Annotated in this window: 12 protein-coding genes and 2 pseudogenes; 8 read left to right on the top strand and 6 right to left on the bottom strand. The window is 72.9% G+C overall.

Going from position 1 to position 12,889, the window contains the following annotated elements; all coding sequences use genetic code 11:
* Nucleotides 1–3: 3 nt before the first annotated feature.
* Nucleotides 4–246, bottom strand: a complete 243-nt coding sequence (locus ACKUU6_RS23495) for a hypothetical protein (RefSeq protein ID WP_407990536.1) — start codon at nt 244–246, stop codon at nt 4–6.
* Nucleotides 247–344: 98 nt separating this feature from the next.
* Between ACKUU6_RS23495 and map the strand changes: the two genes are divergently transcribed.
* The gene (map, locus tag ACKUU6_RS23490; RefSeq protein ID WP_407990535.1) at nt 345–1,190 is read left to right on the top strand and encodes a type I methionyl aminopeptidase; all 846 of its coding nucleotides are present in this window, start codon (nt 345–347) and stop codon (nt 1,188–1,190) included.
* Nucleotides 1,191–1,206: 16 nt separating this feature from the next.
* Here the strand turns inward: map and ACKUU6_RS23485 are convergent, their stop codons facing one another.
* Nucleotides 1,207–1,911 (bottom strand): bifunctional DNA primase/polymerase, encoded by a 705-nt coding sequence (locus tag ACKUU6_RS23485; RefSeq protein ID WP_407990534.1) that lies wholly within the window; start codon nt 1,909–1,911, stop codon nt 1,207–1,209.
* Between the two features lie 405 nt (nt 1,912–2,316).
* Between ACKUU6_RS23485 and ACKUU6_RS23480 the strand changes: the two genes are divergently transcribed.
* From ACKUU6_RS23480 to ACKUU6_RS23465, 4 genes are all read left to right on the top strand, one after another.
* Nucleotides 2,317–2,547: a hypothetical protein gene (locus ACKUU6_RS23480; protein ID WP_407990533.1), complete on the top strand. Its 231-nt coding sequence runs from the start codon at nt 2,317–2,319 to the stop codon at nt 2,545–2,547.
* Between the two features lie 111 nt (nt 2,548–2,658).
* Nucleotides 2,659–4,161, top strand: a complete 1,503-nt coding sequence (locus ACKUU6_RS23475) for a hypothetical protein (protein WP_407990532.1) — start codon at nt 2,659–2,661, stop codon at nt 4,159–4,161.
* 66 nt (nt 4,162–4,227) lie between these two features.
* Nucleotides 4,228–4,626: an ACT domain-containing protein gene (locus tag ACKUU6_RS23470; RefSeq protein ID WP_407990531.1), complete on the top strand. Its 399-nt coding sequence runs from the start codon at nt 4,228–4,230 to the stop codon at nt 4,624–4,626.
* A gap of 192 nt (nt 4,627–4,818) precedes the next feature.
* Nucleotides 4,819–5,901: a glycoside hydrolase family 19 protein gene (locus ACKUU6_RS23465; protein ID WP_407990530.1), complete on the top strand. Its 1,083-nt coding sequence runs from the start codon at nt 4,819–4,821 to the stop codon at nt 5,899–5,901.
* Nucleotides 5,902–5,953: 52 nt separating this feature from the next.
* Here the strand turns inward: ACKUU6_RS23465 and ACKUU6_RS23460 are convergent, their stop codons facing one another.
* The 3 genes from ACKUU6_RS23460 to ACKUU6_RS23450 form a co-directional block, all read right to left on the bottom strand.
* On the bottom strand, nt 5,954–7,207 hold the full coding sequence (locus tag ACKUU6_RS23460; protein WP_407990529.1) for a serine hydrolase domain-containing protein: 1,254 nt from the start codon (nt 7,205–7,207) through the stop codon (nt 5,954–5,956).
* Nucleotides 7,208–7,537: 330 nt separating this feature from the next.
* Entirely contained in the window at nt 7,538–7,990 is a 453-nt protein-coding gene (locus ACKUU6_RS23455) for a hypothetical protein (RefSeq protein WP_407990528.1), read from the bottom strand.
* A gap of 101 nt (nt 7,991–8,091) precedes the next feature.
* Nucleotides 8,092–8,955, bottom strand: coding sequence for an MFS transporter (locus tag ACKUU6_RS23450; protein ID WP_407992209.1), 864 nt, complete (start codon nt 8,953–8,955; stop codon nt 8,092–8,094).
* A gap of 16 nt (nt 8,956–8,971) precedes the next feature.
* Here ACKUU6_RS23450 and ACKUU6_RS23445 point away from each other — a divergent pair.
* Both ACKUU6_RS23445 and ACKUU6_RS23440 read left to right on the top strand, forming a co-directional pair.
* A pseudogene (locus ACKUU6_RS23445) lies at nt 8,972–9,226 on the top strand (TetR/AcrR family transcriptional regulator); the annotation flags it as partial.
* Nucleotides 9,223–10,606, top strand: a pseudogene (locus ACKUU6_RS23440) (MFS transporter). The pseudogenes ACKUU6_RS23445 and ACKUU6_RS23440, both read left to right, overlap by 4 nt.
* On the opposite strand, the gene ACKUU6_RS23435 reads toward ACKUU6_RS23440, so the two are convergent.
* Entirely contained in the window at nt 10,560–12,260 is a 1,701-nt protein-coding gene (locus tag ACKUU6_RS23435; RefSeq protein ID WP_407990527.1) for an immunity 49 family protein, read from the bottom strand. The pseudogene ACKUU6_RS23440 and the gene ACKUU6_RS23435 sit on opposite strands and share 47 nt — an antisense overlap.
* A 179-nt stretch (nt 12,261–12,439) precedes the next feature.
* On the opposite strand from ACKUU6_RS23435, the gene cutA reads away from it, so the two are divergent.
* The gene (cutA, locus tag ACKUU6_RS23430) at nt 12,440–12,763 is read left to right on the top strand and encodes a divalent-cation tolerance protein CutA (RefSeq protein ID WP_407990526.1); all 324 of its coding nucleotides are present in this window, start codon (nt 12,440–12,442) and stop codon (nt 12,761–12,763) included.
* Nucleotides 12,764–12,889 lie beyond the last annotated feature (126 nt).

Raw genomic sequence — 12,889 nt, 5'->3', positions numbered from 1 at the left:
CGGTCAGCTCTCCAGCTCGTCCTCCGGCCCGGCCACGGTGGATCCGTCGTTCCAGCGCGGGTCGTCGCGCCACTCGCGGTTGCGCTCGGCGGCGGTCTCCAGCGCGCGGCCCGCCTCCTCCCGGGTGGTGTACGGGCCGAGCCGGTCCTTGGCCGGGCACTCCGGGCCCTCCTCGACCTTGGCGTGCTTGATGCAGTAGAACCACTCGCCGGGCTTGCCGGTCGGCTTGCTCCTGCCGAAAACCATCAGCTGCTCCCTCTGTCGTCCTGTGACCGATCATGCCCTGCACCCGGCCTCGCACGCACAGCCGGTTCCCTGTCACACCGGCCGATAGACTCGCGGCCATGGCTCTCGTACCCGGCATCCAGTCACCCACCCGCAAGGTCCCCGCGCACATCCCGCGCCCGGAGTACGTCGGCAAGCCCAAGCCGACCCCGTACACCGGCCCCGAGGTGCAGACCACGGAGACCATCGAGAAGATGCGGATCGCCGGGCGGATCGCGGCGCAGGCGATGGCGGAGGCGGCCAAGCTGATCGCCCCTGGCGTGACCACCGACGAACTGGACGCGGTCGCCCACGAGTACATGTGCGACCACGACGCCTACCCGTCCGACCTCGGTTACCGGGGCTTCCCCAAGTCGGTGTGCACCTCGATCAACGAGGTCATCTGCCACGGCATCCCGGACTCGACCGTCCTCCAGGACGGCGACATCGTCAACATCGACGCCACCGCCTACATCCACGGCGTGCACGGCGACCTGAACGCCACCTACCTGTGCGGCGACGTGGACGAGGAGTCGCGGCTGCTGGTCGAGCGCACCCGGGAGTCACTCGACCGGGCGATCAAGGCGGTCAAGCCCGGCCGCCAGATCAACGTGATCGGCCGGGTGATCGAGTCCTACGCCAAGCGGTTCGACTACGGCGTGGTCCGCGACTTCACCGGCCACGGGATCAACACCTCGTTCCACTCCGGCCTGGTCGTCCCGCACTACGACAGCGAGCGGGCCACCGAGGTGATCAAGCCCGGGATGACCTTCACCATCGAGCCGATGCTCACCCTGGGCACGTACGACTACGACATCTGGCCCGACGGCTGGACGGTCGTCACCAAGGACCGCAAGCGGACCGCCCAGTTCGAGCACACCCTGGTGGTGACCGCCGACGGCGCCGAGATCCTGACGCTGCCTTAGCAACGTCTCCGCGGACTCAGCCGATCAGCCACTGCTCCTCGGCGACCGCGCCCACCTCGGTGCAGGCGTCGGTCAGCACGTCGAGCACCCGGAGCGCGTCCGGCAGGGCGTGCTCCGGGCCGCGCAGCCAGCGCACCTCGGAGCCGTCCGGCAGCGAGGCCGGTGGCAGCAGGGTGTACGAGCCGCGGCAGTGCCAGCGCAGGCCGGGGTGCTCGGACATGGTGTCGGGCGTGCTGTCCAGCACGCTCGGCCACCACTCGTCCTCGTCCACCGGGGTGCCCCGGGTGGCGGTGAAGAAGAGGTAGCGGTCCTCACCGACGGCGGCCACCGGGCCGGTCACGCCGAGTGCGTCGAGGCGCTCCAGCGCCAGCCGCCCGGCCTCGGCCGGAACGTCCAGCACGTCGTGGGCGCGGCCGGTGGCGGTGATGAAGTTGGCCTGCGGATCGCGGGAGAGCCAGCGGGCCAGCTGCTCCGGATCGACGGTGGCCTGGGACTGCCAGGCGAACGAGACGGGGTGCTGGGCCGGCGCGGGACAGCCGACCCGGTCACACGAACACCGGTGACCCGCCGGGTGCGCGGCCGGCGCCAGCGGGAAGCCCGCGCGCACCGCACCGAGCAGCAGATCCAGTCGACCCGCCGCGTCCACCCCGGTCGCGGCGGTGGCACGCTCGCGCTCTCGTCGCTGCCACCAACTGGTCCACCTGCTGCTGCTGGCTTCCATCGGGCCCCTTCCGCACCTGCTGTAGCTGCCGTGCCTGGTGTGACACAGCGACCGACGCAACATCCGACGCAACGCCGGAGCCCGCCCCGTTGCTTCCCGGGGGCGCGGTTGATCCGGCAGCTTCGCCGAAGGCCGGAGCCGGGGTCCCCGGACGGCCGAACGCCCGGGGGGCACGGTACGGACACGAGGGTTGAGGCTCGGCGGGCAGGCGCACCGCACACACCCCACCCGGCCCGTACGAGGGCCCGCCGACCCGGGAAACCCCGGGGGCGTACAGAGCAGGATAAGGGTGCCGGGGGGGCCGTTCCGACCGGGGGCGGTGCTGCGCTGGTCACACCGGCTCCCGATCTTCTTCACGTCCCGGGCCCACCGCGTCCACCTGGCCCTCCCCCGTAGGGTGGGGCCGTGAGAAGTACGGACACCGAATTCCACGGCGGCCCCCTGGACGGGCGGGTGCTGCCCATCGTGCTGACCCCGTTCAACAACGTCCCGAAGACCTACCGCGTACCGGTCCCGGCCCACGGTGGGACCCCGGCCACCACGCTGGTCTACCGCCGGGCCAAGGAGTACGACCCCAAGGGCCGCTGGCGCTGGCGGTACGAGTACGACCCGGCACCCGGCGGCCCCGGCGCCTGACGCACCCTCAGCCGTGCCGCGTTTCCGTTCGCTGCCGCGACCACCCGCCTGACGCCCTGTCAGCAGCACGTGCCAGGCTGTCACCCGGGGGACCGTCGAGGAGGGGTGCGGATGGAGACGGCAGCGCTGGTACGGGAGGCCCGGCGGGCCGGGACGACGGTGGCCCGGCTGCGTGAACTCGCCGCCGAGGAGCCTGAGGTGGCCCGGGCGGTGGCCGGGCGGACGGGGCTGACGGCGGCGCTGGCCGAGGAGCTGGCGGTGCGCTGGGCCGGGGACCGGGCGGGGGTCGGGGTGCTGCGGGCGCTGGCCGCGCAGCCGGCCACCGGCGCCGAGTGGCTGGCGCTGCTGGCGGTGCACCCCGACGAGCTGGTGCGGCGGGCTGTCGCCGTCCACCGGGCGACACCCGAGCCGACCGTCCGGGCCCTCGCGGCGGACAGCGCGGACGGCGTCCGCCGGGCGGTGGCGGCCCGCGACCGGCTGCCGTGCCGAATGGCGCCCGTGCTGCTCCACGATCCGGCTGCCGGAGTTCGGCTGGTCCGGCGGCCCGGTGCCGACCCGGACCACTTACGGGCCCTCACCACCGGTCCGGACCCGGTGGTCCACGGGGCCGTGGTCTCCGGGGGCTCTCCCGACGACGCCGGCCTGGTCGACCCGTCCCCGTCGGTACGCCGCTCGGCGGTGGCGGAGCACCCGTTCGAAGAGCTCGCCCCGCACCTGCTCCGCCTGGTGGACGATCCGGACCCGGGCGTGCGGGAGCTGGCCGCCACGATGTGGCGCAACCACGACCCGGCCGCCCTGGCCCGTTCGGCGGCCGACCCCGAGCCGGACGTACGGATCGGAGCGGCCGGCAACTGGTACACCCCGGGCGAGGCGCTGGTGGCCCTGGCGGCCGACCCGGACCTGCTGGTGCCGGCCGCCCTCGCGGAGAACCGGTACGCACCCCCGGCGGCGCTCGCCGCCCTCGCCGAGGCGGCCCGCACGGGCTTCGGCGGCCGGGCCGACCGGACGGCGGACGGCGACGAGCGACTGGCCCGGCAGATCGTCCGGTCGCTGCTGGAGCACCCGGCCACCGCGCCCGAGTCGCTACGCGCCCTCTACACTACCGACCCGCCGTACTTCCACCGGGGCCACGCGACGCTCCAGGCCAACTGGCCCGCCGACCTGGCTGTCGGCTTCGCGCTCGACCACGCCGCCCGAACTCTGGAGGGCGAGGCCGAGCTGAGCTGCCTCGCAGCCGTACGGCAGCTGCACGCACGCGGCGAGCACGTGGCGGCGCTGGCCGCGATGGCGCTCGGCCCGGTCCACCACCTGAGGGCGGCGGTGGGCAACCGGCACACGCCGTCCGAAGCGCTGGCCGAGTTCGCCCGGACCGCCGACCCCGAGCTGGACAGCGTGCACCTGGAGGGGCTGGCGAGGAATCCGGCCGCCCCCGTGGAGCTGCTGACCACCTGGGCGGTCGCCGGGCGGTACCACTACGAGCTGCTGGAGAACCTGCAACTCCCCACCGCACTGCTCGCCCTGATCGCCGCCGCCGAGGACGAGCAGCTAGCCGACCAGGCCGCCGCTATGGCGGAGGTCCGGGCTCTCCGGGCCGGAACGCCGTACCCGTGCTGACACCTCCGCCCTGGCGGACCGTGTCACCCCCGGCCCGACCCGCCCGTAGCGGCTACCGTGGCCGTCATGGCCGGTGAGAGGGATCTGCGGAAACTGCTGAGCGGAATGCGTCCGGTGCTCAACCCCGGGCGGTACGTGTACTGCACGCTGTCGGCCCGGGTGCCCGTCGGGCTGCAGCCGATCGTCACGGTGGCCGAACCCGAGGGCCCCACCGTGGTGGTGACGCAGGAGGAGGCGGACGCACTCGGCCTGCCGTACGAGTACGTGGCCGCCTGGATCACGCTGCGGATCCACTCGGCGCTGGAGGCGGTCGGTCTCACGGCGGCGGTGGCCACCCGGCTGGCCGTGGAGAGCATCAGCTGCAACGTGGTGGCGGGCTTCCACCACGACCACCTGTTCGTCGCGGCCGCCGACGCGGAACGCGCGGTCGCCACGCTGGAGGAACTCGCCGCCGAGCGGCGCTGACGCCGGTCCTGACCGCCCGTCAGCACGGCTCCGGTGTGTCCCGAACCTGTCCGCGCCTCTTGACAGGTGTAGACCACTGCGGTTGAGTCCCCCCCACACAGTCCCGTACCGGCCCCGCTTCCCGGCGGGCCCCCCACCGGACGCATCTGTAGTCGATCGTGCGGCCCCCACCGCACGCGTAGGGGTGACGAAGTGTCGATAAAACGACTCCTGTCCCTGCTCTCCGCCCTGGCCGTGGCGGTCGGCCTGGCCGTCCTGCTGCCCGCCGCCGCCTCGGCCGCGGCCTGCGCCACCACCTGGAGCTCCTCCGCCGTCTACGTGGGCGGCAACACCGCCTCGTACGGCGGCCACAACTGGTCCGCCAAGTGGTGGACCCAGAACGAGACCCCGGGCGGCAGCTCCGGCGTCTGGGCCGACCAGGGCACCTGCGGCGGCAGCACGCCGTCCCCGACCCCGACCTCCGGCAGCTGCAACTACCCCGCCTGGGTGGCCGGCCAGACCTACACCACCGGCGCCGTCGTCAGGTACACCGACGGCAAGTACTACATCGCCGAGCACGACAACCCGGGCTACGACCCGGTGATCAGCACCTGGTACTGGGACCCGTACACCTGCGGCGGCTCGACCCCCACGCCCACCGCCACCGCCAACCCGGGCGGATTCCCGGTCAGCGAAACCCAGTTCAACCAGATGTTCCCGAGCCGGAACTCCTTCTACACCTACAGCGGGCTGACCGCCGCACTCAGCGCCTACCCGGCGTTCGCGGCCACCGGCAGTGACACCGTCCGCAGGCAGGAGGCAGCCGCCTTCCTCGCCAACGTCAGCCACGAGACCGGCGGCCTGGTCTACGTGGTCGAGCAGAACACTGCCAACTACCCTCACTACTGCGACACTTCGCAGTCCTACGGCTGCCCGGCCGGGCAGTCCGCCTACTACGGGCGCGGCCCGATCCAGCTCAGCTGGAACTTCAACTACAAGGCGGCCGGTGACGCACTCGGCATCAACCTGCTGAACGACCCCAACCTGGTGCAGACCGACGCGGCGATCGCCTGGAAGACCGCGCTCTGGTACTGGAACACCCAGAACGGCCCCGGCACCATGACCCCGCACAACGCGATGGTCAACGGCTACGGCTTCGGCGAGACGATCCGCAGCATCAACGGCTCGCTGGAGTGCAACGGCGGCAACCCGGCCCAGGTGCAGAGTCGGATCAACGCGTACCAGAACTTCGTCCAGATCCTCGGCACGGTGGCGGGCTCGAACCTGAGCTGCTGACGGCAACAGGGCGGGTGCGCACCCCCTTGGACGCACCCGCCCCGTGCCGGGCTCAGCCCAGCCTCGCGCCGGGAATGCTGGGAGCACCCAGGGCACTCGACGCACTCAGGGTGCTCGGGCCGCAGGCCATCGTCGCGGTCAGCACCTCGATGGTCCGGCCGGTCTCCGCCACGGAGTCCAGCGGGTTGACCGAGTAGGTGATCTGCCGACGGCCCGTCACATCGCCCATCAGCATCGTGGAGTAGCCGGGGATGCCACCGTCGTGGCCCCAGAACTCACCGCACGGCAGCGTGGTCCGCCACAGGCCGAGGCCGTACTCCACGCCGCGCCGGACCGCCTGCGGCGACGGCGTCTTCATCTCCGCCAGCTCGGCCGGGCGGAGCAGTCGGCCGCCGAGCAGCGCCGTGTTGAACCTGGCCAGGTCGGCGGTGGTCGAGACGCCCGCTCCCGCCGAACCGGCCATCGACGGGTTCAGCCGGGTCACGTCGAACCGGGTGTCGCCGAGCCTGGCGTAGCCCTTGGCGTGCGGCCCCGGGACGGCGGTCGAGGTGTCCGGCATCGAGGTGTCCCGCAGGCCCAGCGGTCGGATGATCCGATGCTCCACCTCCGTGCCCCAACTGCGGCCGGTGACCTTCTCGATCAGCAGCCCGGCCACGATGTAGTTGGTGTTGGAGTAGGACCAGTCGGTGCCGGGTGCGAACTCCGACTGGTGGTCGTCGGCGATCGCCAGCAGGTCCTGCGCCCGGTAGGTGGTCCAGCGGCCACTTGCGACCCACTGCGGCAGGCCCTCCTCGCTCAGGCCGAGCCTCGGGTCACCGGTGTAGCTGTACAGGCCGCTGGTGTGGTTGAGGATCTGACGCACCGTGATGTTCGCGCCGTTGGGCACCGCGCCCGGTAGGTACCGCTCGATCGGCGCGTCCAGCTCCACCTTCCGCTCGCCGACCAGTTGGAGCACCACGGTGGCGACGAAGGTCTTGGTGGTGCTGCCGATCCGGAACCGGCCGTCCGCCCTGGCCGCCGCGCCGGTGTCCAGATCGGCCTTCCCGGCCGCGCCCTGCCAGACCGTCCTGCCCTCCTGCACCACCCGGCCCAGCGCGGCGCTGGCCCCGCCGACGTCCACCACGTCGCCCAGCGCCCGGTCGAGCGCAGCCCGGTCGGCGGCCCTCGCCGCCTCCTGCCGGGCCCCGGCGGACGGGGGCGCGTCGGCCGCGCCCGCGACCGGCGCCACCACACCCCCCACCACCGTCGCGGCGGCGAGGGCCACCACCGCCGCCCGAAGGCCTGTCCGCGCCCGTCCGTTGACCATCACTCAGTTCTCCTCGGTAGTCCGGCCGGAGTCCCTTCCGGCTGTCTCAATCTCACATCCGGCGTCGGTCGGGCGCGTCCGCCCCAGGTCTCCCCTCTCTCGTCCCCGAGACCGAACCGCGTCTCCCCCTGCCGGGGGGCGGCGGCCCCTATGCGGCTAAGGGTGGTGGCCGAAAGCCGATCAGGGGCACCGGGTGGCCCGCACCCGGGGAGGGATGCGGGCCGTGGCCGGTTCACGGTGCTGAGCAGATGTCCGGGGCCGGGGCCTCTTCCACAGTGAAGGTGACCGTTCCGGCCAGCCCTGGGGTCGGCGCCCACGAGGCGCCCCGCCTCAGCGGCCCGCCGCGCCCCGTCGGCCGAAGGGGCGCGGATCTCCCGTCGGACTCACCAGCCGCCCAGCCGCGAAGCCCAGTCGGCCGACCTCGGACAGCTCCTGCCGTGCCACCGCAGCGTCGTCCGACCGGCCCAGGGCCTCCAGCAGCCGCTGCTGCTCGGCCAGCGCGTCGATCAGCAGCTGGTCCCGGTGCGGCTCCGACGCGGCCAGCCGACGGACCGCGCCGGCGGCGTCCAGTACGACGGTCAAATGTGCCTCGTGCTTGCCACTGAACTGTTCCTGACCGAGCGTCAGCAACGCGCGGGCCAGTCGGGCGAGGTAGGTCAGGGGACTGATCTCCGCAAGTATCCGGTACGCCGCGATCTCCTGGTGAATTCCGATGCCCGTTCCGAGCAGCAGTACCTGCGCTCGGAGAACCGCATCCCGGTCGACGTTCCCGTGCTGATTCATGACGGCGAGTCTGCGGGTCGGCGAGCAGGCCGGACAAGGGTGTTCGACTGTGCCCTTGGTCCTACGAAAAGGCCGTCTGACCTGTCATGATGGACATGTCGTCACCCCGGCTCGGGTAGGAAGTGACCGATCGCCAGGGCGAGCAGCGGCACCGCGCAGAGCACCACCAGCACCCCGTACGGCCCGTGCGCCTCGGCCAGCAGACCCAGCGGCGGGGCGAACAGGCCGCCGATGCTCAGGGCCAGACCGAGGGTGACACCGGCGGCGGTGCCGGGTCGGGCGGGCAGGTAGTCCTGACCGAGCTTCACCAGGACGGCGAACGGGATGTTGAGCGCCGCCCCGGTGAGCGCCGCGAACAGCAGCGGCACGTAAGGGCCGGGGGCCAGGACGAGCCCCGCCAGCGCCGGGACGGTCAGTGCGGTACCGAGCTGGATGGTGCGGGTCAGGCCGATCCGGTCGGCGATCCGGCCGCCGAGCAGGGTGCCGGTGAGACCACCGCCGAGGAAGCAGGCCAGCGCGGCTCCGGCCACCACCCGCGAGGCTCCCAGATCGCGCAGCCAGTACAGACCGGCGAAGGTGCTGACCCCGAAGAAGACCACCGAACGGACCGTGGCCACCGCCGTCAGCAGCCCGAAGGGCAGCCAGCGATCCTCACCAGTACGGGAGTTGGCGCTCCGGCCGTCCGTCCCGGCCCGTCGGCCGACGCGCAGCAGGACGTACCCCGTCAGCAGCGCGGGCGGAAGGAACAGCACGCTCGACCGGACACCCCACGCCACCAGGACGGGCGTGGCCAGCACCGGTGCGAGGAAGAAGCCCACACTGCCGCCCGCCGCGAAGACGCTCATCGCGGCGGTGCTCTCCCCCGCCACCTCGCGCGCGGCCTTGCCCGCCGCCGGGTGGAACATCGTCACCCCGAGCCCGGAGAGCAGCACCAGCAGCCAGACCGCCGGGTAGGAGCCGACCACCCCGGAGAGGCCGAAGTTCCGCCACGACCTGCTGGAGAGCGGCGAGCTCGGCCTGCGCGGGACCAGCCTGCCGCTGTTCGAGCAACTGGTCGGGTTGGTCGCGCAGCTCCGTCCGGAACCGGCCGTGGTCGCCGCCGCGCTCTGGGCCAACCTGCACGGCCTGGCCCAGCTCCGGCGCTGGGGAAGTCTCCAACTTGTATCCGGGAACTCGGACTTCGAGCCCGTCCTGCGATCCGTCCTGGACGCCCACCTCGGACCGGAGACCCGATGAACCCCCGCCACCGACAGCGACTGACCCTGGCCGGGAGCATCACGGGCGCGATGGTGGTCGCCCTGGACGGCACCGTGCTCACCGTCGCCCAACCCACCCTGCGGCGCGACATCGGTGCCTCCTTCGTCCAGGTCCAGTGGACCAGCACCGGCTACCTGATCGCGGTCGCCGCACTGCTGGTCTTCGCGGGCCGGCTCGGCGACCGGTACGGCCACCGCCGGACCTTCGCTCTCGGGGTGCTCGGCTTCGCCGCCACCTCGGCGGCCATCGGCCTGGCTCCGGGCATCGGCTGGGTGATCGGTCTGCGGGTGGTCCAGGGCGTGTTCGGCGCGCTGCTGCAACCCCGCCACCCTCGGCATGCTGCGCGCCGCGTACCCGGCCGACCGGCTCGGTATGCCGATCGCCCTGCGCACCAGCGCGATCGGCCTGGCGGCCGCCGCCGGACCTCTGGTCGGCGGCGCGCTGACGACCCACCTCGGCTGGCGGGCGGTCTTCTTCCTGGGCGTCGCGCCCGCCCTGCTGGTCGGCCTGCTCGCCCTCGCCGTCCGCCTGCCCGAACCCACCCGCCAGGTCGGTCTCGACCTGCCCGGAGCGGTCCTGCTCGCCCTGACCCTGGCCTGCCTGGTGCACACCCTAACCGGGCTGCCCAGCCCCAGCTGGCCGAGCATCGCCCTCGGTACGGCCGCCGCCGCCCTGTTCGTCCGCCACGAACGCCGGACCCCGGACCCGCTGTTGCCCGTCGGCGTCCTCGGCCCGGCAGCCGCCGGGCCGGCGCTCGGCGTCCTGGTCGGTGCCTCGGCCGCGATGTTCGGGACGCTCTTCCTCGCCACCTACTTCCTACAGGACGTGCTCGGCCTGGACCCGCTGAGCAGCGGCCTGCGCGGCCTGCCGCTGGCCGTCCTGATGGTGCTGGCGTCTCCTGCCGCCGCCGTCCTGATGCGCCGTCACGGCGCGCGTCGGGTCACCACCTCCGGCCTGCTGCTGATCGGCCTCGGGATCCTGCTGCTCGCCCGCCTCGACCGGTCCTCCGGGTGGTACGACACCACGCCCGGCTTCCTGCTGCTGGGGGCGGGCTTCGGCACCGTGATGGTCACGGCGACCGCCGTCATCGTGCGCCGCGCTGCCCTGGGCGCCTCGGGGGTGGCGGGCGGCCTCCAGCAGACCGCGATGAACCTCGGGCCCACCCTCGGCATCACCACCGCGACCACCATGACCACCCTCGGCCTGGCCACCGGCCCAGCCCTGCTGGCCTTCGCCGCGCTGGCCATCGTGACCGCCGTCGTACTCGCCTCCCGGCTGCCTGCGTCGACGGACTGCCAGGTGGTTCCGGTGGTCAGCCCGCGCGGCCGAGCAGTCCCGCCGGCAGGTACGGCGAGCTGACCGGCACCCGCCAGCCGATCCGGTGGGCGTGGCAGGCCAGCGCCAGGATGTCCAGGTCGAGCAGGGCGTCCGGTTCGACGGGCAGTTCGCCCACCGTGTAGTGCTCGCGGTGCGCCTCCAGCGCATCGATCAGTGCCAGCGCGAAGCCCTCCCGGTCGCCCTCCACCAGCTGCGACAGCAAGGTCACCGGCGGGGCGAGGTAGAGGCCGCGTTCGTGCTCGGCGCAGACCGTGAACGCCTTGGTCACCGCAGGCACCGGGTCCACCCCGCGCAGGTAGTCGTGCAGCGCCGCACCGTAGGCGTCGACCGGGCCGAAGTAGCAGCCCACGGTGAAGAATTCAGGGGTCACCAGCACGCAGTCGGCCAACTGCCGCCGGGCTCCCGTGATCAGCGCAAGGGCCACCGCCTGCTTCCAGTGCCCCACCCCCGGTCCGTACGAACCGGCACAGGCCGGCAGCAGCCGGGTGGTACCGGCCACGGTCACCTCGTGCTCGGTGCCGGGCGCACCGCGCGCGAGCAGGAACGCCGCCCCGCCCGCCTCGGCACCGGTCCGCAGCGTCTCCCACTGCCGCGGGTCCCGCCCGTCCGGGTCCAGAGCGGACCGCTCCAGGAAGGCCGTCACCTGCCCGCGCATCAGCTCCGTCAGCGCCCGCGTCACGTGCACCGGCTTCTGGTCCGGGTCCCGGAACCTCGCCAACTCCGACGCCGCGCCTTCCTGGTGGACCATCACCTGCCCGGCGTACGGATGCGCAGGCCGGTCCACCACCACGGGCCCGACCGCCAGAGCAGCCTCGGACCGCTTCAGCCGGCCGAACCCGAGCACACGCGGACCGGGCAACCGGAAGCCCTCCACCAGCGCCGCCGGCAGGTAGTCCGACTCGATCGCCACCGGCCACCCGTTCCATCGCTCGGCCATCGCCGCGAGGGCGATCGCGTCCAACGGGAGCAGCGTGCGCGGCGCCGGATCGCCGGCCACCGGGCCCACGTACCGCTGTCGGTACCGCTCCAACTGCTCGGCCAGTGCACGCTGGAAGCCCTCCCGGTCCCCGGCCGCCACCGCGCGCAGTGTGACCAGGGCGGCCCGGTGGCCCGGCGAGTCCGTACCGTCCCCGAGCCCCTCCAGCAGCGCGTCGATCAGCGCCACCCGGGCGTCCGCCGACAGGCCGCCCGCCTGCTCGGACTCGCCGTAGACGTACGCCAGCAGGGCGTGCGGCAGCACCACGTCGGGCCGTCGCTCAGCACCCTGGAGCGTCGGCGCTGCTTCGACGAACAACTGGCGGTGCTCATCGGAGAGTCTGGCGACGAAGGCCAGGAAGAACGGATCCAGCCAGGAGCGCGCGGCCACCCCGTCCGGCTTCTCCGCCGCCCTGCCGCCGCCGTACGGCACCCCCGTGCCGGTGTACTCGATGAACACGTGCGGGTGCCCGGCCCGGCCGACGCTCAACGCCAGCGCACCCACGGCGGCGGCGGCCGCCGACTCGCAGGCGATCCGGGCGTCCTTGCCGGCCAGCTGCGGGTTGTCGAGCGACCGCGCACCGAGGTAGTCCAGGAACGAATCCGCCACTCTTCGCCAACTCCGACCCGGGGCGACGTCCTGCATCCGGTGCACCTCACCCGCGACCTGCTCGGCGAAGTCCTCCGTCGCCCTCCTCACCGCAGCATCGCCAACCCGGTGACGCTCGATCCGCACCCGTCCCACCCCCATGCCGTGCACCCCGTCGATCGGGCAGTCCAGCATAGGCGCGTTACCTGACTGGCCGTCAGGCACTCGCCACGGCAGCCGTCGGCGGCGGCGCGGCACGGAGCTCTCATCGCGCGGTAGCGTTCCTCTGCGTGACGAACCGTGACTTCCTCGTGGTGACGACGACCCACGACGACGAGACCCGCGCCCGCGAGCTGGCCGCAGCCGTGGTGCGCGAGCGCCTCGCGGCCTGCGCCCAGGTGTACCCGATCACCTCGGTCTACTGGTGGGACGGCGAGGTGCGGACCGGATCGGAGTGGCGCACCGACTTCAAGACCCGCGCCGAACTGGCCGACCGGCTGGCCGCGTTCATCGCGGAGCACCACAGCTACGACACCCCGGAGATCATCGGCGTCCCGGTGACCACCGGCAGCACGGCGTATCTGAGCTGGGTGAGCGCCGAAACCGCCGACTGACCTAGACGGACAGCGCCCCGCCGGTGGCCTCGAAGAAAGTGCCGCGCCCGCGTGACACTCTTCTCTCCCACGTAGTCATGAGGGGTATGCACGGGGATCACGGCACAACGGAACAGGCGGGGACCG

It is taken from the genome of Kitasatospora sp. CMC57 (assembly GCF_045866025.2).
GTDB lineage: Bacteria > Actinomycetota > Actinomycetes > Streptomycetales > Streptomycetaceae > Kitasatospora.
Note: the sequence above shows the minus strand (reverse complement) of the source record. Positions and strands in the feature narration are given on the sequence as shown.

Coding starts and splice junctions, on each gene's coding strand:
- ACKUU6_RS23495 (WP_407990536.1), bottom strand. CDS start 246: ATGGTTTTCGGCAGGAGCAAGCCGACCGGCAAGCCCGGCGAGTGGTTC.
- map (WP_407990535.1), top strand. CDS start 345: ATGGCTCTCGTACCCGGCATCCAGTCACCCACCCGCAAGGTCCCCGCG.
- ACKUU6_RS23485 (WP_407990534.1), bottom strand. CDS start 1,911: ATGGAAGCCAGCAGCAGCAGGTGGACCAGTTGGTGGCAGCGACGAGAG.
- ACKUU6_RS23475 (WP_407990532.1), top strand. CDS start 2,659: ATGGAGACGGCAGCGCTGGTACGGGAGGCCCGGCGGGCCGGGACGACG.
- ACKUU6_RS23470 (WP_407990531.1), top strand. CDS start 4,228: ATGGCCGGTGAGAGGGATCTGCGGAAACTGCTGAGCGGAATGCGTCCG.
- ACKUU6_RS23460 (WP_407990529.1), bottom strand. CDS start 7,207: ATGGTCAACGGACGGGCGCGGACAGGCCTTCGGGCGGCGGTGGTGGCC.
- ACKUU6_RS23455 (WP_407990528.1), bottom strand. CDS start 7,990: ATGAATCAGCACGGGAACGTCGACCGGGATGCGGTTCTCCGAGCGCAG.